We start from the raw sequence: 24,416 nt of genomic DNA, 5'->3' as shown, positions 1-24,416 counted from the left end.
TACACGAGCAAGTCAAGTAGGTGGGATAAAAAGCGAGCAGCTCAGGACTGCCCGCTTTGCGTTAATCAGTGCACATTAATTTGAGGCATCTTCAGCCGCTTCTGAAACCTCTTCACCTGCGTCTTCGATGTCTTCACCTGCGCCTTCCATGGTTGAACAACCGGCTAACATTGATGCTAAAAAAGCAGCAAGTACAACAAAAGAACGGTTTCTAAGCTGTTTTGAATCTAAAAGTGATGTCATTTTATGTTTCCTTCTATAGTGATATTAACGGTCTGCATCGGCATTACTTGCTTCGGCAGACGAGTTACTATTGGCGCTACTTCTTATATTAGCGTCGTTATCTGAGTGAGTTTCGGACTGACCGGAACTCAGCATCGTATCGAGTTTAGTGCCGCCTTTAGCATCAAAATCCAATGTACGAATAGGAAATGGAATAAGGATGTCGGCATCTTTTAAGGCACGATGTATAGCCACTACCGCATCGTGACGCGCTTCCATAAAGCCGGTTTCGCCGGGATACTTAATCCAGAACCAAACCAACAAATCTATACTTGAGTCTCCAAAGCCCTTAGCGTATACGGTGGTTTCTTCCTTATTGATTACGTAATCTTTTTTATTTAAGGCTTCTTTTAATATGTCGCGTGTGCGAGCAGGATCATCGGCATACGAAATGCCTACCGGAATCTCTATCCGGCGAACCCCCAATGCCGAATAATTCGTCATTACGTTTCGAAATAATATTTTGTTGGGAATGATTTCGCGTTGACCGTGGAAGGTGGTTACCAGAGTGTTTCTTAAGTTAATGGCTTCAACATTGCCAAACACTCCTTCAGCCTCAATAACATCGCCAATTTGAAACGGCTTGCGAATGCCCATAGCAATACCGGCAATAAAGTTTTCTGTAATGTCCTGAAACGCAAAACCAATGGCAAGTCCGACAATACCCGCACCGGCTAAAAGCGATGTGACCGTTCCTTGTAGCCCTACAAAGTCAAGCGCAATAAACATACCGGCAACAAGAATAATGACCTTGAATATCGCGGTAATAAGGTCGGCGATTTGTCTTGACTCAAAGGCACTGCGAAGTAACCTCTGTATAAGTTTGCCGGCAATCTTGGATACTATGCCAAACAATATCGCAATAAAAATAGCCACCACGAGATTGGGTAAAAGCTTGATGCCCTCTTCAAGCCAAATTTCTAACTTGTCGTTTATCAACGAGTAAACTTCGTTTACCTGAGGAAAATCCATGCAGCTCCTTATCTTTACTACCAGCGCCGATGCAGCCTTTGTATAAATAGCGATTTCTATATAAGTATGTGTTTATAGGCATAAAGTCATAAAATAGATTTACATTAATACAATCTTGTAAAAACAGGATGGTTAATGGGCAATAGTTTGTGGTAAGAAAACGCATTACTGTACAAAGCTTGTAAAGTTTTTTTGGCAAATGAAAGGGCATGAAATGCTGTGTTTGAGAACCGTAAGGTCGATTCACCCCTACTAATTTGCTAAACATTCATATAGGCATCAATCTTCACATCAATAACGGAAAAACATCATGACCACAAAAATGAAAGACGAGCAAATTAACCGCGCTTTAGATGAACTGAATAAATTGTGTTCTGATGATGTTCTTTGGGAGCGTGAAGGTGACTGTATTAAAAAGACGTTTAAATTTAAAAGCTTTATTCGAGCCTTTGGCTGGATGTCACAAATGGCAATATGGGCTGAAAAACTTCGCCACCATCCTGAATGGTTTAATGTCTATAATAAGGTGGACGTTCGTCTGACTACACACGATGTAAACGGTTTAAGCGAATTAGATTTTAAGTTAGCTGAAAAAATGGAAAAGTTCAGATAATAAAAGCATCGAGTTAGCAATAACGGGTGAATAACACTCACTTCGATTAATTATTCATCGAACAAACACGTTCTGAATAAATAAACGAATAGGGCCCTTGCCAAGTCTTCGCGGCTATGTATAATACGCACCACTTGAGCGAAGCCAGTCATTAAACGCTGAGTCACTCAAGGTTAGTTCGGACGCGGGATGGAGCAGTCTGGTAGCTCGTCGGGCTCATAACCCGAAGGTCGTTGGTTCAAATCCAGCTCCCGCAACCAAACCGAACAGTTGCTATAAAGTACGTTTAGTACTCACAACAGTTAATGTTGTAACAATATTTCTGGCGCGGGATGGAGCAGTCTGGTAGCTCGTCGGGCTCATAACCCGAAGGTCGTTGGTTCGAATCCAGCTCCCGCAACCACATTTGAGGCCACTCTTATCGAGTGGCCTTTTTTGTTTATCGCTTTAATACTTCAAAATTTATATCTATTGGCCTGCTTTTTATTTTTTCGTATTGGTTCCAATACATTAACGAAAACTATTATACCCCCGCCAGTCCTTTGAATTGCTAAAATACCGACATTAAAAAAGTTGTATTTGAACAACTGAAATCAGCTATTGAATTTTTTATTACACTAGCACCTATATTACAAAGGGATGTCAGAACAACATGCAGTTTTTCGAGTGGGCGCTAGGGTATTTTCAAATCCCTGCTAATGCAATTGTGCTGTCCGGCGCATATTCTTCTTCGCTTGTTTTACTGTCAGTAACGATTGCTGTTTTCGCATCGTTTATGGCATTTACTGTTGCTAATCAGGCGGCTCTAGTTTCCAGTGTTTTACAAAGACATACTTTACTGGCGGTCGGTAGTATGGCCCTGGGTACCGGTATCTGGGGCATGCACTTCGTAGGCATGCTGGCCTTTGATTTGGGTACGCCGGTAAACTACGACTTGTGGACTACGTTTCTTTCGTACATTCCAGGATGGATTGCCGGGTGGGTAGCGCTGTCTATCCTCACCGGCCAATCTATTGCTGTGCGCCAAATTTTAACCGGCGGATTCTTAACCGGTGCGGGAATTGGTGCGATGCACTATACCGGTATGTCGGCCATGGAAATGTCGGCTTTGCTCAAATATAGCCCGTGGTTTTTCGGTTTATCAATTGTAGTGGCTATGGGTTTAGCCATGTTGGCTATTTGGATTCGATTTGGTTTATCACGCCTGAAGCGCTTCGCCGGTACGCGTTATCGTATTGTGGGTGCCGCCAGTGTGGTTATGGGCCTGGCAAATTGTGCGATGCACTATACCGGCATGACCGCCGCCCGTTTTGTTGCTCCCTCCAATGCAGAAATACCCAGTGAACACGGGGAGATCTCGATATTTCTCGCCGCTGCCGTCGCTTTAGTCATTGTCATTTTTATCACAATTGTATTGGGCGTAACTCTTTTGGTTAAATACCGAAACGCCTCTAAAAAAGCCAACCACAGTCAGCGTACCTTGTTGGCTATGATGGATACTGCTGTTGATGGCATTCTTACCTTTGATAGTAAAGGCGATATCATCAATGCCAACAATGCGGTCTGCGATATTACCGGTTATCACCGGGATGAACTAATTGACCAGAATGTTCGAAAACTTATTCCAGAGTATCGCCGTTACTTATACGATCAGGCGTTGGTGACCAATAGCCTCCACGCTATGGGTAGTGAACTGCTTGGCGGAACAAAAGAAGTCAGAATTTTAAATAAAGCCCGAGACTTTATTCCTGTAAGGGTGGGTGTTGGCCATACAAAAGTTGCTGGTATGCACTACTTTGTTGCCTTTATAAGCGATATTCGTGAGCGCATCGAAATGGAAAGAAAGCTGCGTAGCAACGAAGCAAAGTTCAGGTCGTTTTTTAATAATGTTCCTGGCCTTGCCTATCGATGCTTAGAAGAACCAGGCTGGCCGATGCTTTTTATCTCCGATGCGGTGAAAAGTATGACAGGGTATCCAGCCAGCGACTTTGTTTTACCCAACCCCCGACGTAGCTTTATGGATCTCTATCACCCGGACGATCTTTCACGTATTAAAAAAGCCATCCAGTCGCAAAGCTCATTTGTACTTGAGTATCGAATTATTCATCGCGATGGCAGCATTCGGTGGTTTAGAGAGCAGGGTGTTGAGGTTAAAAGTGAAGACGAAGGTGTAAGTTGGCTAGATGGTTTCATTTTTGATATTACCGAACGCCGTATTATGGAAGAAGAACTGGTTGAAGCAAAGGTAGGCGCTGAGCAGGCCGCCGCGTCGCGCTCTGCCTTTTTGGCAAATATGAGCCATGAAATTCGCACACCAATGAATGCCATCATCGGCTTTAGTGACATTATGCTGCATGAGAAGTTGAACAAAGAGCAACACAAGCATGTGGTTAACATTAACCGTTCGGCCCGATCGCTGCTGCATTTATTAAATGACATACTAGATAGCGCCAAACTTGATAAAGGCAAACTCGACTTAGAATTGCGTAACTTTATTCTAAGCGAAGAAGTTGACACCGTGATCAGTACTTTCTGGCTTGAAGCAAAGCGTAAGTCGTTAGAGCTTGAAATTGTTATGGAAGACGGTTTGAAGCCCGCCTATAACGGGGCTCCTGAGCGTATTCGCCAGGTTCTTGGCAACCTTATTAACAATGCGGTTAAATTTACCAGTCAGGGCAGCATTACGTTAAAAGTAGGGCCAGCAGCACCTGGTTGGGTCGGCTTTACGATCCGCGATACCGGAATTGGGATGAGTAAGGACCAGTTATCGCGCGTATTTGATGCTTTTGCGCAGGCCGATGCCACCATGAGTCGAAAATTTGGCGGCACGGGTTTGGGAACGACCATCAGCAAACAATTGGTAGAGTTGATGGGCGGGAAAATTTCGGCTAAAAGCGAACCTGAACAGGGCAGCGAATTTTATTTTGAATTACCTCTGGCGATAGCAAAAGCTAACGAGCGATGTATTAGCGACAGCGAACTGGAAGTGCCGCCTCAGCACATTCTGGTGGTTGATGATATTAAACAAAATATTGACCTGATTTGTCTGATGCTTAAGCGTCACGGACATAGCACAGAGGTAGCCAGAAATGGTCAGGAAGCGGTAGATTTAATGGCCTGCCATAAATTTGATCTGGTGTTGATGGACTTGCAAATGCCGGTGCTTGATGGTCTGAGCGCGGCGCGCCAGCGTAGAGCGTTCGAACAACAAACAAAGTTGCCAACGTTACCGATTATTGCGTTAACCGCAAGTGTCTTGGTGCAGGACAAAACCGCTGCAATGGAAGCGGGTATGGAAGGCTTTGCCAACAAGCCCGTTGATTACGAACAGCTTAACCGCGAAATGGCCCGTGTTTTAGGTCTTATTGATGCTATCCCCGAGCCGACGACTACTGAGCTGGTAGACGCTGATCAGGTTCATATGGTCGACTGGGCAAAAGGTGAGCTTTTGTGGGGCGACAAAGCCACCCATATTGTTGAGATTAATCGTTTTTTGAGTGGGTTTGATACCTCGTTTGCCACGTTGCAAAACGCGGTGGCCACGGGCGATATTCAAACCATTAAATCGGTGAGTCATTCGCTAAAAGGCGTGACCGGAAATTTAGGGCTTAACTTGTTGATGACCAGCTTCAGACAGCTTGAGCAAAGCGCGACTCAAACAAGTAAAGCGCAGGATCTTATTGAGATGCTCACATTTCAGGTTAAGCATCTACGCGCAGAGTCGGCACTTAACAACGTCGCCGATGTTAAAAAAGAAAACGGTAATTTTGATGCAGATCCATTACGACGAGCGGTTCAGGCATTGCATACCAGTGTGGTTCAAAACCAGGTGAACGAAGCACATTTAGAAGCGGTACAGGCGATGCCAGCGGGCCATTACAATCATGAACTACAAGATATCATCACCGATATTGACGACTTTGAGTTTGAAAACGCGGCCGATAAGCTACAATTATTGTTGGCCCAACTGCAAAGCGTTGCAGAAGAGGTATAACCGATGCTAAACACGGAACGAACCGCTACGTTATTGCTGGTAGATGATGAACCCGTTAATTTACGCGTACTAAAACAGCTTCTAGCCCCTTATTATCACTTAATCTTTGCCAAAAATGGCGAAGAAGCACTACGGTTAGCCACCACTCAGCTGCCTGAACTCATTTTACTGGATGTGATGATGCCGGGCATGACCGGCTTCGAGGTGTGTCAAACTTTAAAAGAACAGCGTAAAACAAGTGCAATACCTGTGATATTTGTTACCGCATTAAGTGATGAACACGATGAAACACGGGGCTTTGAAGTGGGGGGAGTAGACTACGTCACCAAGCCCATATCGCCCTCAGTGGTGCTGGCGCGAGTTAAAACCCATCTGTCGTTGGTTCAAGCGGACGAATTACGCCGCACCCGTATGCAGATTATTCAACGGTTAGGCAGGGCCGCTGAATACAAAGATAACGAAACCGGCATGCATGTTTTACGCATGAGCCACTTTTCTAAGGTGTTAGCACTGGCCTACGGTTTCACCCCCGCGCAAGCCGATATTTTACTACACGCCGCACCTATGCATGACATTGGAAAAATAGGAATTCCCGATGCCATTATGCAAAAACCAGCCAGGCTGACAAACGAAGAATTCGATATTATGAAAACACATCCGCTTATTGGCGCAGAAATTCTGGGCGATGCGGACTCCAAACTGTTACAAATTGCTAAATCAGTGGCATTAACGCATCATGAAAAATGGGATGGAAGTGGTTATCCGTATGGCTTGAAAGGCGAACAAATACCTGTTGAAGGCCGAATTGTAGCGGTTGCCGATGTTTTTGATGCTCTCACCAGCAAACGCCCTTATAAGGAAGCCTGGAGCATAGAGGAGACCCTGGCCGAGATGAACGCGCAAAAAGGCCGACACTTTGAGCCCCGGCTAATAGAACTGCTGGAACAAAATTTGGATGAAATACTGACAATAAAAGCACGTTGGGAAGAGGAGTAACCTGAGGTTGCCAAGTGCGGTCAGAGTCAGTATACTATGGCCACATAACCAGCTGAAGTAAAGATACCTTCGGGTATTATTTGGTTTCAGCCATTTTTTAATTAACGATAAGTATCGTATTAAAAAATGTGTGCAACTGCCGGTTTGGTAGTTTGGGTTCAGTTTTTTCCAAAAAGCCCCGCTGGTCCGGGGCTTTTTGTTGTATCGACATTGAGCCATAGCTGCTCAAACAGGGTGTTAAATATCAGTTGGGCTTTAGGCCCTTTTTTTGTTTTTGGAGGTTAGGATTGGCAAAGCTTGAAGATAAGCTGACCGAAATGTTGGAGCCTGCGGTTGAGGCTTTAGGTTTCGAACTTGTGGGTGTCGAGTATGTTCGAGCCGGTAAACACTCGATTTTGAGAGTTTTTATCGAGCATGAGAATGGCATCTCCGTAGACGATTGTGCGGATGTCAGTTATCAGGTTAGCGCAATTCTGGATGTAGAAGACCCCATCAGCAACGAATACAATCTGGAAGTTTCTTCTGCGGGTATGGATCGCCCTTTGTTTAAAGAAAAACACTTTGAACAGGCAGTAGGTGAAATAGTACAGATTCGTCTGACAATGCCCATGGATAACAGACGCAACTTTAAAGGACCATTACTTTCCTGCGATAACGGCATGGTAAGTATTGAAGTGGATGGCCAGCAGTTTCAGTTAGCTGTGGCGAATATCGAAAAAGCTAACGTTGTTCCCACATTCGACTAATGGAACAGCACGCGCTTTCATATCAGGAAGCATTAGTGAGGCGAACATGAATAAAGAAATTTTGTTAGTGGCAGAAGCCGTTTCAAATGAAAAACAAGTGCCGCGAGAAAAGATTTTTGAAGCGTTGGAGTTTGCAATTGCCAGCGCAACAAAAAAGAAAAATGTAGGTGACATTGAAGTACGCGTAAGTATTGATCAACGCACCGGCGACTTCGATACGTTTCGTCGCTGGTTAATCATTGAAGATGATCAGGAACAAACTAATCCGTACGCTGAAATTACATTATCGGCTGCGCAGGTAGATGAACCTGAATTGCAGTTGGGCGATTATGTTGAAGAACAAATTGAATCTATAAAATTTGACCGAATAACCACGCAAACGGCTAAACAGGTTATTGTGCAAAAGGTTCGTGAAGCTGAACGTGCCCAGATGATTGCTGAGTACGAAGATAAAGTAGGCGAACTGGTTACCGGTACCATTAAAAAGGTTAACCGCGACAATATCATTGTTGATTTGGGTAACAATGCTGAAGGCGTTATCTATCGCGATGACATGTTACCTCGCGAAACTTTCAGACCCGGCGACCGCGTACGCGGATTACTTTACGTTATCCGCCCTGAAGCCCGGGGTGCACAGCTGTTCATCAGTCGTACACACCCGGATATGCTGGTTGAATTGTTTCGTTTAGAAGTTCCTGAAATTGCTGAAGAAACACTGGAAATAAAGTCAGCTGCACGTGATCCAGGTTCGCGGGCAAAAATTGCGGTGAAGACCAACGATAAACGTCTTGACCCGGTAGGTGCCTGTGTAGGTATGCGGGGTTCCAGGGTTCAGGCGGTTTCAGGCGAGTTGGGCGGCGAGCGGGTTGATATTGTGCTTTGGGACGAAAACCCGGCTCAGTTTGTTATCAATGCAATGGCGCCAGCTGAAGTGGCTTCTATTGTTGTCGATGAAGACAACAACACCATGGATGTTGCGGTTGAAGCAGACAATCTGGCTCAGGCCATTGGCCGTAGCGGACAGAATGTCCGTTTGGCCAGCCAGCTAACAGGCTGGGAATTAAACGTGATGACCATTGATGATCTCAATGCAAAACACGAAGAAGAAAATTCAAAAGTGTTGCAGCTATTTGTTGAATATCTGGACATTGATGAAGGGTTTGCCGGTGTCTTGGTAGACGAGGGTTTCAGTACGCTGGAAGAAGTGGCTTATGTGCCTGTCAGCGAGCTTCTGGCTATTGATGGGCTAGATGAAGATACGGTTGAAGAGCTGCGTAATCGTGCCCGTGCAGTATTGACCACTAAGGCGCTGGCCAGTGAAGAGTCGCTGGAAAGTGCTGAACCTACAGAAGCCTTACTGAATATAGAAGGCATGAGCAAGCATGTCGCTTATGTCCTTGCCAGCCGCGGCATTACCGACTTAGAAGAGTTGGCAGAGCAAGGCACTGACGATATTAGCGATATTGATGAACTAGACGAAGAGAGCGCCGGTAAACTTATCATGGCAGCCCGAAATCTCGTTTGGTTTAATGAAGAATAAGGTCAACAAGGGGATAAACACGTAATGGCAGAAGTATCTGTAGAAAAGCTCGCCAGTGACATCGGAACGACCGTTGACCGTCTGGTTACTCAGTTTAAAGATGCCGGCATCACTAAGGGTGCCGATGAACAGGTGACTGAAGACGAAAAACGACAACTTCTCGATCATCTGAGCAAACAACACGGTAGTACCGGTGGCAATAGCGAACCAAGCCGTATGACTTTGCAACGTAAGACAACCAGTACTTTGAATGTAGGTAAATCTAAATCAGTAAAGGTTGAAGTTCGTAAAAAGCGTACATACGTTAAACGTAGTGACGTAGAAGAGCAAAAGCGTCAGGAAGAAGAAGCTCGCTTGCAGCAGGAAGCCGAAGAAAAAGCAGCGGCAGAAGCAGCAGAATCCAGACGCATAGCTCAGGAAAAAGCAGCAGCAGATGCAGCAGCTAAAAAAGCAGCTGATGAAGCCGCTAAAGCAAAGCGTGAAGCGCAAAAGAACGCCGCTGAACAACAGGCGGCTGCAAAACCTGAAGCAGAAATGACCGACGCTGAGAAAGCCGAAGCGGAAGCCGCTCGTAAAGAAGAAGAGCGTCTTCGCCAGGCTCAGGAATCAGAAGCGCAAAAGAAATACGAAGAAGAAGCAAAACGTGCTGCCGAAGAGGCACGCAAATTGGCTGAAGAAAACGAACGTCGCTGGAAAGAAGAAGAAGAGCGCCGTAAACGTCAAGAAGCCGAAGAAGTACATTTGCATTCTAATCGCTATGCGCAACAGGCTGAAGATGAACAAGATCTGCAGGTTGAACGCACTTCACGACGTCGTAAGAAGTCGAAGAAAAATGCAGGAGAACATTTGAAGCAAAGCTTTAATAAACCAGCTCAACCCGTTGAGCGTGTAGTAAAAATTGGTGCGACTATTACGGTAGGTGAACTTGCCAGCCGTTTGGCCGTTAAGTCGAATACCGTTATCAAAACCATGATGAAAATGGGTGAGATGGCGACAATAAACCAGGTTCTTGACCAGGAAACAGCTGTTTTAGTTGTTGAAGAGATGGGTCATAAATACGAACTGGTTAACGACAATGCACTTGAAGAAGAATTGTTAGCTGATGGCAACGACGGTGAAATTGTACCTCGTGCCCCGGTTGTTACAATTATGGGTCATGTTGACCATGGTAAGACTTCGTTACTGGATTACATCCGTCGCGCGAAAGTAGCGGCAGGCGAGGCCGGTGGTATTACCCAGCATATTGGTGCATATAAGGTTCAGTCAGATAATGGCGATGTAACCTTCCTGGATACGCCGGGACACGCCGCGTTTACTGCGATGCGGGCACGGGGTGCTACTGCAACCGATATCGTTGTACTGGTCGTGGCCGCCGATGACGGCGTAATGCCGCAAACCAAAGAAGCGGTACAGCATAGCCGTGCTGCCGGTGTACCATTGATTGTTGCTGTTAACAAAATGGATAAAGAAGCCGCTGACCCTGAGCGTGTGAAAACTGAGCTGTCGCAGCTTGACGTTATCTCAGAAGAATGGGGTGGTGAACACCAGTTCGTTAACGTATCGGCTAAAACCGGTATGGGTGTTGATTCTTTGCTTGAAGCCATTAATCTGCAAGCCGAACTGTTAGACCTTAAGGCGGTTGATAAAGGTCCGGGTCGCGGTATTGTTATCGAATCACGCCTTGATAAAGGTCGTGGGCCGGTTGCCTCAGTCCTGATTCAGGAAGGTGAGTTACGTGCTGGTGACATCTTGTTGTGCGGCGAAGAATACGGTCGTGTTCGGGCAATGCGCGATGAAAATGGTCAGGAAATTAAAGTTGCGGGTCCGTCTACTCCGGTAGAAGTTCTGGGTTTATCAGGCGTACCTGTTGCCGGTGAAGATGCGGCAGTGGTTAACGACGAGCGTAAAGCGCGTGAAGTTGCTTCCAAGCGCCATCAGAAAAAACGTGAACTTAAACTGGCACGTCAGCAAAAAGCGAAGCTTGAAAACATGTTCGCTAATATGGCCTCAGGTGAAGTTAGCGAGTTAAACATTGTATTAAAAGCCGATGTTCAAGGTTCTGTAGAAGCTATTTCTGAATCATTAGCGAAATTGTCTACCAGTGAAGTGAAAGTGAACATTGTGGGCAGTGGTGTAGGTGGTATCACCGAGACTGATGCAACACTTGCTGCTGCTTCTGGCGCCATCGTGGTGGGCTTTAACGTACGTGCCGACGCTTCTGCGCGTCGCGTGCTTGAAAGCGAAGAGATAGACCTGCGCTATTACAGTGTTATCTATCATTTGATTGACGAAGTTAAAGCAGCCATGAGCGGTATGCTGGCACCTGAGTTCAGACAAGAAATTATTGGCCTGGCTGAAGTGCGTGATGTATTTAAGTCGCCAAAACTGGGTGCAATTGCCGGTTGTATGGTTACCGAAGGTGCAATTAAACGTAGTGCACCGATCCGAGTTCTACGTGAAAACGTTGTAATTTATGAAGGTGAGCTTGAATCATTACGCCGCTTCAAAGACGACGTGCAAGATGTACGTAACGGAATGGAGTGTGGTATCGGCGTTAAGAACTACAACGATGTTAAGGTCGGTGACCAGATCGAAGTGTTCCAGGTGATTGAGGTTGCCCGCGAGATTTAATCTGCAGCGAGCACATTAGATAAAGCGGGGGCCGGGCGCCCCCGTTTTTGTCTGTGTAATATCTAAAGGAGTTATATCATGGCACGTGAATTTTCCCGTACCGACCGAGTGGGCCAGCAGGTTCATAAAGAAGTCGCCAGCATTATTCAAAACGAATATAAACATCGTGTTGGCGACATGCCTCTTATTACGGTTTCTGATGTTGAAATATCGCGCGATTTAGCCCACGCTAAAATCTTTGTCACTATTTATGGTGAAGAGGTAGATCACAAAGCTCAGGTCAAACGACTTGAAGACAACAAAGGCTTTATGCGAAGCTTGCTGGCAAAGCGTTTGCGTATGCGTTCGGTTCCTCATCTGCATTTCTTTGAAGATAATTCGCTTACCGAAGGGGTAAGAATTTCTTCACTGGTGTCAGAGGTTGTAGCTAAAGATGAAGCCCGACATCAGGATAAAGGTGAAGAGCAGGACTAAATGGCTAAACGTCGAAAGGGTCGCGCCATTAACGGAATTGTCTTATTAGACAAACCGGTGGGCGGCTCATCTAATCAGTTATTGCAAAAAGTGCGTTGGTTGTATCAGGCTCAAAAAGCGGGTCACACCGGCGCGTTAGACCCCTTAGCCAGTGGTATGCTACCCATTTGCTTAGGTGAGGCAACAAAGTTTTCGCAGTTTTTGCTTGAAGCAGAAAAAGCGTATGAAGTTACCGCTAAACTGGGTGTGCGTACTACAACCTCAGATGCCGATGGCGACATAGTTGAAGAAAAACCGGTAGCGGTTTGTGAATCAGATGTCAGGCAGGCTTGCTTAAGCTTTTTAGGAAAAAGTAAGCAAATTCCTTCTATGTTTTCGGCGCTTAAATATCAGGGTAAGCCGCTATATCATTATGCCCGTCAGGGTATAGAAGTACCGCGTGAACCTCGGGATATTGATATTCTTGAGCTAGAGATAAAGCGTATTGAGCTGCCTGAGATTGAACTTCGGGTAAAGTGCAGTAAAGGTACTTATATTCGTTCATTGGTTGACGATATTGGTCAGAAACTTGGTTGCGGGGCGTATGTCACCCGGCTCCACCGCACCGAGGTAGCCGATTACCCGACCGACCAAATGGTCACCATTGAGCAGTTAGAAGCGCTTCGAGGTGCAGATGATAAGTATCCCGATTTCGAAGGCATGGACAAGTTATTGCTTTCAATGCAAACAGCGGTTTCGCGCTTGCCTGTCATACATATTGATGATGCTCAGCGCATGCGATTTGATAATGGCCAGAGTGTGACCGACCCCAAGCAACCTGATATTCAGGAAAACACGTTTTATCAGGTTTTTAGTAGCAGTAATGATGAAGCTGTGTTTTTAGGGGTGGGCGAGGGTGTTAAAACCCCCATGGACCAACCTACATTTCGCGGTACCGATAAAATTTTTGTCAGTCCCAAACGGCGTGTCGTTTTTAGTGAAAGTTAGGCATTAGCTTAATTTACGCTTGCTTCATAGCGCTGGGTCATTATAATACGCGCTCTTCATAAGTTGGCTGAATTAGTGATTGGCCAACTTTCACATCCTTATTAGGAGAACATTATGTCACTAACTAAAAAAGAAACTGCAGACATCGTAGCCGATTACGGCGTAAAAGAAGGTGATACTGGTTCACCAGAAGTTCAAATCGCGTTGTTAACTCACAACATCGGTAAACTTCAGTCTCACTTTTCAGCTCACAAGCAAGATCACCATTCACGTCGTGGTCTGTTGCGTATGGTTAGCCAGCGTCGTAAGCTTCTTGATTACCTGAAGGGCAAAAATGCTCAGGGTTATCTGGACCTGATCAAGCGTCTGGGCATCCGTCGCTAAAATAAGATTTGCTGAAAAAAGCGCTCTTCGGAGCGCTTTTTTTGTGTCTGGTATTTAATGCATTTTAATGACTTATAGAAACTAAGTTGATATGGTTTAAAACTTCATCAGATAAAGGAATATATAATGAAGTTTTTCGCCCAGGCAATAACAGGGATAAGTGTATTGGTTTTGTGCGTGGGGGCTACCAATGTTAGTGCTGCGGACAATTCTATAAAAACGCAATATAAAATCAAATCAAAAATCATAAGTCCGGGTTATTCTATTGAGCTACCAACCCCAGACTCACCCTATAGACCCAGTTTGGGCAGCGATCACACCGTTTCTGCAATCTCCGGACTCTATGGTCAGCCTATTGGTTCCTCTTATCAAGATATCGGAAAACAATTTGGCACGCCAGGATTCATCTTTAAGCCAACAGAGGATACCACCATCGTTGCCTATGGTCGTGATCACTGGCTGACCTTTCATAACAATAAGCTGATAAGAGCTCAGTTTGAATCTACCCTATTCAATAATACCCTGACTAATTACTTTGAGTTCGATGATCGGTTTGACGATCGCAAATGGGAAGTGATGAACGAATTAAAGCAAGGTAGCGAGGTAGAACAGCAGCAACTTGCAGCTCTCAGTCAGAACAATAGCAGTAGCGCCTCATTAATATTACATACCGATGTGTTATTTAAAAACAATCAGGAATACAAGACAGTAGAGATAAGCGGCTTCACATTATCATCAGCAAATACAGATAATGCACCCGTGTATGACTTTACCAAATCAGCCAATAGCTTACTGGCCCAGTTAAACCAAAAGTTGCAAAACCTAGAATCAGCCTCGGTAATTGATGTGCGGGACATTGTTGTTAAGCCGCTCGGTAAAACACAAACCTCGGACAAAAAACGTTATTATTTATATGACCCTCACACCTTGGTCGAAACCGTGGGCTTTTCGGTAAGTCGCATTATTGTTACCCCCGATCTTATGGCAGAAAAATATGTAAAAGACACACCGTGGAAATTTGGTGAGTTTTCATTCAATATGCCCAAAGACAAAGCGATAAAGTTAGCGGGCGATAATGCCTTTGCAATGAACGATTATGTTGAGTTTGAACGCGACGATTATGTTGCAAAAATATACTTTGAAGAAATAGACGATAAACCGGTCGCGTATTCAATGGAATTAGTGGTGTATTAAGACCATAACTGCATAAAGTGAACATAGCGCGTAGGGCGTCGCAACTACGCTTTAGGTCTATTCTCATAGTTTCTGATAAGAAAATGGGATTGGAGAAATGGTTTTCAAATCAACATGATCTCTATTTTGCATATTATAAAAAAGTGGCGTTGGCAGCATGGGCAATTAAACATGAAATTGATGATGGTAGGGTTAATTTTGTTACTATGTAACGGATGTGCGACGATACTGACTGCTGACCCAGCCTACGGTAAGGTTCCCATAAGCTACATGGGCAATAAAAGCTATTGCAAAGAAATTCCAAGAGTCTATAGCGGCGTAATGCATAACCTGTGTATGTTGTATGGCGAACCCGGACCACATGTTAATTCTGGCGCCCGACCCGGTGCCGTGACGTATATTTTGTTTGATACCGCGTTGTCATTTGCAGCTGACACTATAATTATTCCCTATACGGCTACGCAGCAGGCACGTAAAGGAAATATCAAAGTTAATTAGAGTGCGGCGATAGTGAAGCAGGTCCATACAGTAGTGTTAGCTGCTGGGTAGTTGTTGCTTACACTCTAACACTTCAAAGCCAGGCAGTTGTCAGAACAGAAATACGGCTATATGTTAGCGGCTATGGAGTCCGCGTTTAAGCTAAAGCAATAACGGGTGCGCCAGCAGTTCGAAGCCGGTTTAACCCATGCGCAGAAGTATGAAATGCGCGTTGCAAAAGCGCAAACTGCCTTAAGGGTGAGTAATACCGCGATATGTAGATTGATTAATAAGCATAGTCGCAGGTAGGGCGTTTTTTTAAGGAAGCAATATGGGTTATAAATTTACTTACTTCCCCAGACCAATTATTACCGATATAAAAACCGTATTCGAAGCGACGTTTGTTGAGCTTTCTTTATGTATTATCTGTGGCATTTTAGCTTACGTTAGCTACGGTGAGCTGCTCCAGATTTTTCTACCCTTCACGATTGTTGCTCTGGCCTGTTTGTTCTTAACCATTCACAATATTTACGTAATGATCAAAGATATTAAAGAGAACAGAGCTGGAAAAGGCGGGTAATAAATTGGCTTTTATAAACCCGCATTTTTGAGTTGGCAAAGCAGCGGCAGGTGCACGGGGCTTAAGCAGACCATCAATATTGAAAAGTTAGATATCAATAAGGCAAACGGGTGCTAGCGGGCCTAAATCAGATAACATCGCGGCACTTTGCCACCAGGCCGCTACGTTACTGTCTTTAGCTTTATCGCCAGAGCATTATTCGTCGTGCGGTATTGTTAAAACAATCTTTCCCACATGCTGCTTTTGGGCAAATACTTGCTGAGAAGTCACTATTTCATTAAGCGGGAAGGTTTGTGCCACAATAGGTTTGATTTTTTCCTGCTCAATAAAATCAATTAAGCTTTTAAATACCTCTGGCTCTATTACGGTACAGCCAAAAAATGTTAAGTCTTTTAAATACAGTGTACGCACATCAAGCTCGACTAACGCGCCACCAATAGCGCCGGATACGGCGTAACGACCTTTGGGCTTTAATACCTCAAGCAGAGTTGGCCATTGCTTACCGGCCACTAAGTCGACAACGACATCAACACTATTTTTACCCAGAGACTGCACTAAATCGTCGTCACGTAATACGATCTTATCGGCACCCAGTTCTTTTATTTTTTGTGATTTGCTTTCGCTTGTAACAGCAATAACATTAGCCCCCCGGGCTTTCGCTAATTGCACCGCCGCAGAGCCAACACCACCCGAAGCCCCTGTTATCAACACAGTTTGTCCTTGTTGCGGATTAGAGCGATAAAGCATATTTTCGGCAGTAGAGTACGAACAGGGAAACGAGGCAAGCTCTACATCACTATATCTGCTATTAATTTTATAGGCATGGAAAGAATCTACGACAGTATATTGGGCAAAACCGCCATCGCACTCAGAGCCAAAATACCAGGGGGACGATAGCGTTTCGCCATTGGCTTTGACTAAGCAAGGCTCTATCAAAACTCGTTCGCCAATACGGCTTTTATCAACCTCTTCGCCCACAGCCACAACTACGCCGCATACATCAGCCCCTTGTATGCGTGGGAATACCAATTCACCACCAGACCAGCTGGCATCATTTTCGTCCTGGTCTTCTTTTGCGTACCAGGCTAAACGGGTATTTAAATCGGTATTATTTACTCCCGCCGCCATCACTTTTATAAGCACATCGCTGCTTGCAAGTGAAGGTACGGCTATATCGGTGGCATAGTTAAGAACATCATAATCACCATATCCGGTAAGTTGAACGCCATGCATTGTAGTCGGTAAATTTGCCATTAAGAAGCTCCTTACATTAGTTCCAGAATACTTTGTTTTGCCGATAAAACCGCCTCGTCACCCATTACAGGCCACGCATTTGATACCCCTTCATGGAGTAAAAACAGGGTATTTGCGAGTGAGTGATTTAAGCATTGTTCCCCTAACAAATGTTTTACCGCGTTTTTGTGATTTTGCACCGCATTATTAATAACGTCGTCTTCGGGGAAAGCCGCCAGCGCATTAATAGATAAACAGCCTTTCGGAGCAAACTTCTGCATCCATAATTTAAGCTGATCAAAAATATGTAATGCTGCATCGGGGCCGGGAGCCGGGGCGTTATCAAGCAAAAAACTGATATATCGGATATGTCGGTATTCCAGCGCAGCAATAATCATTGATTGTTTTGAAGGGTAATATTTATAAAGGGTGCGTAAGCTAACCCCACTGAGTTTTTGCAGTTTGGCTACACTCGGCTCAGAAAACCCAAGTTGACTAAAGGCGACCTCAAGCGCTGCCGCTATCTCTTGTTTCAGCATAATCGATGAATCAGGTAGAGTGAATATTCTACCCTTATGGTAGAGTAATCATTCTACCTGTCAACTTAGTTTTTAGTATAGATAGAAAAATAGCTGATATATGTAATCAGCTGCTATACAACAACCGCTTCGCCAAGGCATATAGTGCATATAGGGTACTTAGGACTAGAGGACGAAGGACAGTCACTAGGAGTACTAGGAGTACATAGGACAGTCATTCATTCTTACATAGGACAGTCCCTGTAGAGAGAACATAGTAGAGAGAGAGAGAACATAGGACAGTCACTCATCCTGTCACTCATCCTTACAAAAATAGATCAATTTACATTTGATACAAGTTTATCTGCTAAGCGGACGGAGGCTTTCGGATCATGAAGTACAGTACTATCGGTGGCGAGTAGTGCTTTTGCCGTTACTTACTTGTGGCAATGGTCAGATTGGATTGTTGAGATGATGAAGTATATCGACAAGCTTTGGACGATGTGAATAATCAAAAGAGGTGGTTAATGAAGAGTCTCTGGTTAGATTAGGCTGAATTGTCTCTTATATTTTCTCTGCGTTTCGAGGGCAGCATTGTAAGACAAACTGTAGTTTTAAACTTCGTTTCAATTCCACACACCAATGTCATCCAGTCCGTATGCCCCAGTCCATTTTGGATGAGTATAGGGGAGACTGCATGATCTATTTTACCGCGCTTGTTTGAGCGAAACTGATGTAAGGTTTGTTCGACTAACGCAAAATAATCTTCGATACGAAAAGGTAATCCATCAGATATTTTGTCAAACGAATTGCCTGAGAAAGGAAGAAGCCGATGGGGTTGTCGATGAGCTTTTGCAACTTCAATACGCTTTTGAATGCTGGTATGAGCAGATGCTGCCGGTGTTTTTGCGAGGCGGCTTCGCACTGGGTTTAAGTCCACGTACGCCATACAGGCTGCGAGTGACACTTCATCCATCAATGCCTGAGACTTAAAGCGTCCTTCCCAGAAATGTCCCGTACAATCGTCTTCTTTATTGGCTTGTCGGGCAATATATTCATTAAGTAACCGCATAAACCAGCTTATATCGAACAATCGGTTGCGATACACTTCAGCAAGACTTTTTACTGTTTCGATTTCTGCCTCAGACAGCGAGTCACTATCGACGGGGTCGATATAACGCTGCGCCAGAATCATGCCTTTGAAAAGCTTATGCCAACGCTGTATAACCTCCTTTGCCGATAGCGACTCAGCCTTTTGCTTGTTAATGCGCAATACTACATGGGTGTGATTGCTCATTACCGCATAGGCGCATACATCTACGCAGAACACGTCAGCCAGAAATAATAACCGGTCTTCTACCCATTGACGACGATGTTCAAAGCTTTTTCCAGTCTGCTTATCTTCACCGCATAAAAAAGCTCTGCGCACGCAGCGAGATACACAGTGGTAGTAAGGTGTATCAGTAAGATTGATAAGGCTTTTACGAGGTCTGGGCATGGCGGCAAACAAACATTAAGAAGCGTATATCAATTATGCTGAAGTTAGCCCAAAATCCAACTGTATCTTGGGATGGTAAGAGAGTGGGATGGTAAGTGACTGTCCTGAAATGCTTATTACTACTAGTGAATGTCCTGAAATGCTGCTCTAAAACGCAGTCCTACTAGTGACTGTCCTGAAATGCTTTTTCGAATGCGCTTTAGCTATCGTAGCCGCTGGCATGCTTGCAGAAACAACCGAGAATGTGTCCTGGCCGCTTTTGCAGCGCCTATTCAAAGCGTTATATATCTGTCCACGTTCGTAGCTTAAAATTGCTATTATGTTCAAACATTCAAGATGAGAGACTTAAAGATGACAAAATTTGATGAGAGGGTTAAAGAGCTGGTTGAAAAGCACCCTAATTTAACCAAGGATGAAGCGGTTAAAATCGTAACCGATAAGAACAAACGGAAGAAAAAGAAAAGAGAGGAAAAATTAGAAAAAGGTAGCCCTAAAAAACCTTAGCAACAAAGAGTCACATTCAGGCTAGACATATTCGGTTTAGCCATTACGTATAAAACAACTTCACGAAGTTGCTCGCAAGATACTTTAGGGCAGTAATACACAAATTCTGTTGTTTTGTTTCGGTTTAGTTATCCCGACAATTTTCTTCGGCCAACTCCACTTCAATAGTGGTATTGGCAAAACCGAAAGGTTTAAGAACACTGGCTACCTGGCTTTTGACAGCATTGTAGTCTGTCAGCGAGGTGCAGTAACTTACTACATGCGCTGTTGCTACATGATATTCACCATCTAGTGACCAGATATGCAGTTGATGAATTTCCTGTACTTGGTTTATATTCAATAGTTCTTTTTTTACCTCGTCGACCGAGGGTGAGGAAGGCGATGCCTGAAAAAAGAGTCTCATGGTTTCGATGGCGTGTTTGATCACGTTAAGCATGATAAACAGCGTAAACGCTATCGAAAGCAAGGGATCTAAAATAGGCCAATCAACAAACTGCATAACTATAGCTACAATTAACACCGCTACCCAGCCCAGTACATCTTCAAGTAAATGCCAGTTCAGCACTTTTTCATTAAGTGTGGAACCGCCATGCAGTTTGTAGGCGGCGAAACCATTGACGGCAATGCCCAGAACCGCTAATAACATCATACCTTCGGTTTGGGGCATTTGCGGGTTAAACAGTCTGGGTATGGCCTCGCTGAATACCCAGATTGAGCCGATGGTAAGTACAATGGCATTAAATAATGCACCAAATAAACTCAGACGCTTGTAGCCATAGGTAAACTGTGAATTAGCCTGTTTGTGCCCTAGCTTGTTAAGTACCCAGGCACTGCCAATAGATAGGGTATCGCCCAGGTCGTGTACGGCATCGGCCATTATGGCGGTACTGTTAGTTAGCCAGCCCCCGATAAATTCGATGATGGTAAAACTAAAATTAAGAAAGAACGCCCAACCAATTTTTTTTGAACTTTGGTCGTCGCCTTCAAAGTGATGATGAGAATGATTATGTGACATAAAAATCCTTAATACCCCTGGGCTGGCCGGGGGATAATGTAAACTATGGACGCTTGCGGTGCACTAACTGATACAAGGCAATACGAATAACGTAAGTAAGGTTGATGAAATAATACCGCCTATTACCACGGTGGCTAACGGTCTTTAAACTTCAGCCCCGGTGCCGATATTAAGCGCCGCGGATACAACCCCCAGATTGGCCACCAATGTTCTCATCAATACGGGTCGCAAACGCACGGTGGCAACCTCTGTTACGGCGTCCACCAGCTTGTTATGTTCTTGCGATAATGGTCGAATAGACGACACCATAATCAAGTCATTTAACACCGCCCCGACAGATAGCGCGATAAACCCCACCACGAAAGTTAGTTCGCAACGCGACAATGCGTCACGATCAGGAATTACTGTCTGGGAGGGCGTTCAATTCCAGAGTTGATGTGTGAAGGATGCATTGCAACATAGTTGGGTAACTTCGCCTGAGGCATCGAAGAAGGCATTATTGAAAAGCGGGTAACCAGCGACACATGTGTAAAATGACCGTGGCAAGCACAACAATGATCGCACTGCTCCGACTCACTGGTATTTTGCAAAGTGTTGCTTTTGGTTTGACACCCGGTAGCGTCATTAAAGCAATGTTCATGATGGGGGGGGTCAATCTCAGAAGGGGTTTCAAAAGCAAGCACATCGACACTCATAGCAAACAACTGCACCAACACCAGCAATACAGCAAGCGTTGTTTTAGCAGTATGTCGTTGTGAAAACCGAATGCTCAAAATGAAGTGCTATCCGAGTATAAGTATTAATTAAAACGAGGGTAATGACATAAATAAAAGAAGTAAAGTCGTGAAGACAAATCCAGGCTTTCTGTTTTAACGATTTACGCTCGTGAAAATACCGGTAAGCACATTTACTGATGTTCGCAGACTTTAATAAAAAAACCACCAAGGCCGCTGGTGGTTTTTTTGAATAGATAAACGGTGAGTTAGTTCTAGTTCGGGGGAGCTTGCCCGCCGGGTGAGCTTATTACTTTGGTCGCAATACTGCGTATTTCGTTTTCCATTGAACTAATACGGGTAGATAACGTGCTGTTACGTTTTTCTAATACGCTCAGTTTATCGTTCACATTTTGAATGGTTTGTTGATTTGAACGCTTGTCGTTACTTACCTGTTCTAAAGCCACATTTAATGCAAGAATTTCGTCAGCCAAAGAAGCTTGTTGGCTTTTCATTGAGCTAAGCCGGTTCTGATGGGTGTTAACATCGTCGGCGACCGTGCTGATAGAACCTTTTAAGTCTTTTTGCATGGTATTTACTTTAGCGCCCAAATCGGTAATTTCTTTTTGGTTTCGACGCCAGGCAGAGGCCCACAACTTATCCATTTGTTCCCAAAGCTCTTTAGACTTTTCGGCCAGTTCGTTAACTTTTACCTGCAAGGCAACAGTAGATTCGCCCATTTCTTCGTCAGTGGCAGAAAGCTTTCGCTCAAGCTCGGCAATACGACTTTCGGTCTCCAACGCAACAACTTGCTGTTGTTGATGCAAAGTATACAAATAGTAACATCCGCCCAGACTGCCTAATGCCAGCAGCAAAGCAATAATCACCAGCAGGATACTTGCACCTGAACGTTTAGTTTTGGCCGGCCCGGACTCTGGCGCTGAAGACGTCGAAGACTTTCCTTCAGGTTTTATTGTATGTGCAGCGGTATGTCGTTTTTTATCATAATCGCGACGGTCTTCTTCATCCAGCCGAATGGTCGGAAAATCATCGTTTCTTGAATCGTTTGCCATAACTCTCTTTACTTCTGCTTCACTTGGCGAAATTAACACTACTAAAAAGCATGTTAGCGTGATTTCTGTGCTAATGCCATAGTTTCAATGGGGGCGAAGCAAGTTGAACACAATGAAAGTGAAGCAGGATTGAAACTAAATAATCTGAATTTAATAATTAAAAAGTGCTGAGCAGCAAAGAAATAAGAGACAAAAACGGTATGTGGGTAGGCAATATTATCAGGGGTTAAGTCCCCTGATAATATTGTAGAGATTTTTAAGACTTGTTACCAATCCACTGAACACGATAAAGGTCGCGTCGGCGATCAAGGTAATTACGTACAGAACCTTCATTCTGAAGGCGTGTTAACTTATCCAGATCAAGATCGACGATTAACGTCATTTCCGTATTCGGTGTCGTTTCTGACACAATAGCATCGTGCGGAAATGCAAAATCAGAAGGCGAATAAACCGCCGTTTGCCCATACTGAATATCAACATTGTCTACTTTAGGTAAATTACCTACGCTTCCGGCGATAGCTACATAACATTCATTTTCGATGGCTCTGGCCTGAGCGCAACGTTGGACGCGTAGGTATCCATTTTTGGTGTCTGTCCAAAAGGGTACAAATAAAATTTGCATCTCTTGTTCAGATAATATGCGCGCAAGTTCTGGAAATTCTACGTCATAGCATATCAGCACGCCAATTTTGCCAAAGTCTGTATCGAAGGTTTTCAGGCTGTCGCCGCCCTTCATGATCCAGTCTTCTTTTTCATGCGGAGTAGGGTGCAATTTATACTGACTTTCAATAGTGCCGTCACGTTTGCAAATGTAGGCCACGTTGTACAATTCTTCATCTTCAACGACTGGCATAGAACCAGCAATAATGTTGATGTTGTACGAGACTGCCAGATGCGATACTGCAGTTAGTATTTCATCGGTATACGTGGCTAAATGCCAGATAGCGTCAATCGAAGACGGATCAGGGCTAAGACCCATTAACGGCGCATTGAAAAACTCCGGAAATACCGCTACATCACAGCCATAGTCTGACAACGCATCAACAAAATATTCTACCTGCTGAAGCAGCTCTTCCACATTATTAAAGTAGCGCATTTGCCATTGAATACAACCAATCCGGGCAGTGGGCTTTTTGCCACCAATCAATGATGTTGAGTGGGGCTCATAATAAATATTGTGCCACTGTAATAAAGTAGCATAACCTTTTGAGTCTTCATCTTCAGGTAAGTAGGCCGTCATAACCTGCTTAACCACAAAACCGTTGGCCAGTTGAAAGGTTAAGATAGGGTCGTATATATCTTTCGATTTCACCTGTTCTATGTATTCATATGGCGTCATTAATGACGAATAATTGCCATAGTTCGGAATTCGACCGCCGGCCATAATAGATTTCAGGTTAAGTGCCCGGCATACGTCTTTACGGGCTTCGTACAATCGACGTCCCAAACGTAATCCACGGTACCCCGGACACACAATAACTTCGACGCCATACAAAACATCCCCGTTTGGATCATGGGTGGTTAAATACGCATCTCCGGTAATTTCGTCATAGCTATGCTTGTCGCCAAATTGTTCGTAATCGACAATAACCGAGATAGCAAACGCAACAACTTTGCCTTTATCCTCGATACAAATCTGGCCGTCCGGGAAGGTTGTGACCTGCGCTTTAAAGTTACGGTAGGGCCATGCTCCGCCAACTTTCGCATAAACTGTGTTCATTAAATTTTTAACATCATCGTAATCGTCAAGTCTTAAGTTTCTAAGCTCAAGATGATGTTCGGTATCTTCAACGGATGTTTGATCCTGACTCATATACTGCCTCTACAATCGCGGCGAACAATGCCGCAAGAATGAACCATTAGCGCAAGGTTATATATACCTTGTCAGCGGACTTTCAGATTAGCAAAATTATGGAAAAAAGTAGATCTTTAATCGGTTTAAACAGATTGCCAAAAAAACGGATATGCCGTATAAGCTGACCTTTCTCAATG

Annotated in this window: 22 protein-coding genes, 2 tRNA genes and 1 pseudogene; 15 read left to right on the top strand and 10 right to left on the bottom strand. The window is 44.4% G+C overall.

The features are described from left to right. Positions 1-75 precede the first annotated feature (75 nt). Both JK130_RS03275 and JK130_RS03270 read right to left on the bottom strand, forming a co-directional pair. Positions 76-243, bottom strand: coding sequence for an entericidin A/B family lipoprotein (locus tag JK130_RS03275; protein ID WP_218352786.1), 168 nt, complete (start codon positions 241-243; stop codon positions 76-78). Positions 244-267: 24 nt separating this feature from the next. Beyond that, on the bottom strand, positions 268-1,254 hold the full coding sequence (locus JK130_RS03270) for a mechanosensitive ion channel family protein (RefSeq protein WP_218352785.1): 987 nt from the start codon (positions 1,252-1,254) through the stop codon (positions 268-270). Between the two features lie 310 nt (positions 1,255-1,564). On the opposite strand from JK130_RS03270, the gene JK130_RS03265 reads away from it, so the two are divergent. From JK130_RS03265 to JK130_RS03200, 14 genes are all read left to right on the top strand, one after another. Beyond that, positions 1,565-1,867 carry a 4a-hydroxytetrahydrobiopterin dehydratase gene (locus JK130_RS03265; protein WP_218352784.1) on the top strand — a complete coding sequence of 101 codons (303 nt, stop codon included), beginning with the start codon at positions 1,565-1,567 and terminating at the stop codon, positions 1,865-1,867. Positions 1,868-2,050: 183 nt separating this feature from the next. After that, a tRNA-Met gene (locus JK130_RS03260) sits at positions 2,051-2,127 on the top strand. 66 nt (positions 2,128-2,193) lie between these two features. Then, positions 2,194-2,270 (top strand) — tRNA-Met (locus JK130_RS03255). Positions 2,271-2,519: 249 nt separating this feature from the next. Then, positions 2,520-5,861 carry an MHYT domain-containing protein gene (locus JK130_RS03250; protein WP_218352783.1) on the top strand — a complete coding sequence of 1,114 codons (3,342 nt, stop codon included), beginning with the start codon at positions 2,520-2,522 and terminating at the stop codon, positions 5,859-5,861. A 3-nt stretch (positions 5,862-5,864) separates the two neighbouring features. Further along, positions 5,865-6,857, top strand: coding sequence for a response regulator (locus tag JK130_RS03245; RefSeq protein WP_218352782.1), 993 nt, complete (start codon positions 5,865-5,867; stop codon positions 6,855-6,857). 287 nt (positions 6,858-7,144) lie between these two features. After that, positions 7,145-7,603 (top strand): ribosome maturation factor RimP, encoded by a 459-nt coding sequence (gene rimP / locus JK130_RS03240; protein WP_218352781.1) that lies wholly within the window; start codon positions 7,145-7,147, stop codon positions 7,601-7,603. Positions 7,604-7,649: 46 nt separating this feature from the next. After that, on the top strand, positions 7,650-9,143 hold the full coding sequence (gene nusA / locus JK130_RS03235) for a transcription termination factor NusA (RefSeq protein ID WP_218352780.1): 1,494 nt from the start codon (positions 7,650-7,652) through the stop codon (positions 9,141-9,143). 24 nt (positions 9,144-9,167) lie between these two features. Next, positions 9,168-11,774 carry a translation initiation factor IF-2 gene (infB, locus tag JK130_RS03230; RefSeq protein ID WP_218352779.1) on the top strand — a complete coding sequence of 869 codons (2,607 nt, stop codon included), beginning with the start codon at positions 9,168-9,170 and terminating at the stop codon, positions 11,772-11,774. 78 nt (positions 11,775-11,852) lie between these two features. Then, a complete protein-coding gene (rbfA, locus tag JK130_RS03225; RefSeq protein ID WP_218352778.1) occupies positions 11,853-12,248 on the top strand; it encodes a 30S ribosome-binding factor RbfA in 396 nt (131 codons plus the stop codon). After that, positions 12,249-13,235, top strand: a complete 987-nt coding sequence (gene truB, locus JK130_RS03220) for a tRNA pseudouridine(55) synthase TruB (RefSeq protein ID WP_218352777.1) — start codon at positions 12,249-12,251, stop codon at positions 13,233-13,235. A 114-nt stretch (positions 13,236-13,349) separates the two neighbouring features. Beyond that, a complete protein-coding gene (rpsO, locus tag JK130_RS03215) occupies positions 13,350-13,619 on the top strand; it encodes a 30S ribosomal protein S15 (RefSeq protein WP_218352776.1) in 270 nt (89 codons plus the stop codon). 126 nt (positions 13,620-13,745) lie between these two features. Next, positions 13,746-14,813 (top strand): hypothetical protein, encoded by a 1,068-nt coding sequence (locus JK130_RS03210; RefSeq protein ID WP_218352775.1) that lies wholly within the window; start codon positions 13,746-13,748, stop codon positions 14,811-14,813. Between the two features lie 171 nt (positions 14,814-14,984). Then, positions 14,985-15,311, top strand: coding sequence for a YceK/YidQ family lipoprotein (locus tag JK130_RS03205; RefSeq protein ID WP_218352774.1), 327 nt, complete (start codon positions 14,985-14,987; stop codon positions 15,309-15,311). A 310-nt stretch (positions 15,312-15,621) separates the two neighbouring features. Further along, positions 15,622-15,870 carry a hypothetical protein gene (locus JK130_RS03200; protein ID WP_218352773.1) on the top strand — a complete coding sequence of 83 codons (249 nt, stop codon included), beginning with the start codon at positions 15,622-15,624 and terminating at the stop codon, positions 15,868-15,870. Between the two features lie 195 nt (positions 15,871-16,065). Here JK130_RS03200 and JK130_RS03195 read toward each other — a convergent pair whose 3' ends face one another. The 3 genes from JK130_RS03195 to JK130_RS03185 all read right to left on the bottom strand — a co-directional run bounded on the left by JK130_RS03195 (position 16,066) and on the right by JK130_RS03185 (position 19,119). Further along, complete coding sequence (locus JK130_RS03195) at positions 16,066-17,124, bottom strand: alcohol dehydrogenase family protein (protein ID WP_218352772.1); 1,059 nt, start codon at positions 17,122-17,124, stop codon at positions 16,066-16,068. A gap of 11 nt (positions 17,125-17,135) precedes the next feature. After that, positions 17,136-17,642: a TetR/AcrR family transcriptional regulator gene (locus JK130_RS03190; protein ID WP_218352771.1), complete on the bottom strand. Its 507-nt coding sequence runs from the start codon at positions 17,640-17,642 to the stop codon at positions 17,136-17,138. A gap of 526 nt (positions 17,643-18,168) precedes the next feature. Next, on the bottom strand, positions 18,169-19,119 hold the full coding sequence (locus JK130_RS03185; RefSeq protein ID WP_218352770.1) for a transposase: 951 nt from the start codon (positions 19,117-19,119) through the stop codon (positions 18,169-18,171). Positions 19,120-19,470: 351 nt separating this feature from the next. Here JK130_RS03185 and JK130_RS03180 point away from each other — a divergent pair, with 351 nt between their 5' ends. Then, complete coding sequence (locus JK130_RS03180; protein ID WP_218352769.1) at positions 19,471-19,623, top strand: hypothetical protein; 153 nt, start codon at positions 19,471-19,473, stop codon at positions 19,621-19,623. A 124-nt stretch (positions 19,624-19,747) separates the two neighbouring features. Here the strand turns inward: JK130_RS03180 and JK130_RS03175 are convergent, their stop codons facing one another. The 5 genes and pseudogenes from JK130_RS03175 to JK130_RS03155 all read right to left on the bottom strand — a co-directional run bounded on the left by JK130_RS03175 (position 19,748) and on the right by JK130_RS03155 (position 24,237). After that, positions 19,748-20,638 (bottom strand): cation diffusion facilitator family transporter, encoded by an 891-nt coding sequence (locus JK130_RS03175; protein WP_218352768.1) that lies wholly within the window; start codon positions 20,636-20,638, stop codon positions 19,748-19,750. Positions 20,639-20,701: 63 nt separating this feature from the next. After that, positions 20,702-20,995: pseudogene (locus JK130_RS03170) on the bottom strand (efflux RND transporter permease subunit); the annotation flags it as partial. A gap of 44 nt (positions 20,996-21,039) precedes the next feature. Further along, positions 21,040-21,411, bottom strand: a complete 372-nt coding sequence (locus JK130_RS03165; protein ID WP_218352767.1) for a hypothetical protein — start codon at positions 21,409-21,411, stop codon at positions 21,040-21,042. A 215-nt stretch (positions 21,412-21,626) separates the two neighbouring features. Then, complete coding sequence (locus JK130_RS03160; protein ID WP_218352766.1) at positions 21,627-22,424, bottom strand: hypothetical protein; 798 nt, start codon at positions 22,422-22,424, stop codon at positions 21,627-21,629. Positions 22,425-22,680: 256 nt separating this feature from the next. After that, entirely contained in the window at positions 22,681-24,237 is a 1,557-nt protein-coding gene (locus JK130_RS03155; protein ID WP_218352765.1) for a carbon-nitrogen hydrolase family protein, read from the bottom strand. Between the last annotated feature and the right edge of the window lie 179 nt (positions 24,238-24,416).

It is taken from the genome of Alteromonas lipotrueiana (assembly GCF_019249245.1).
Lineage (GTDB): Bacteria > Pseudomonadota > Gammaproteobacteria > Enterobacterales > Alteromonadaceae > Alteromonas > Alteromonas lipotrueiana.
Note: the sequence above shows the minus strand (reverse complement) of the source record. Positions and strands in the feature narration are given on the sequence as shown.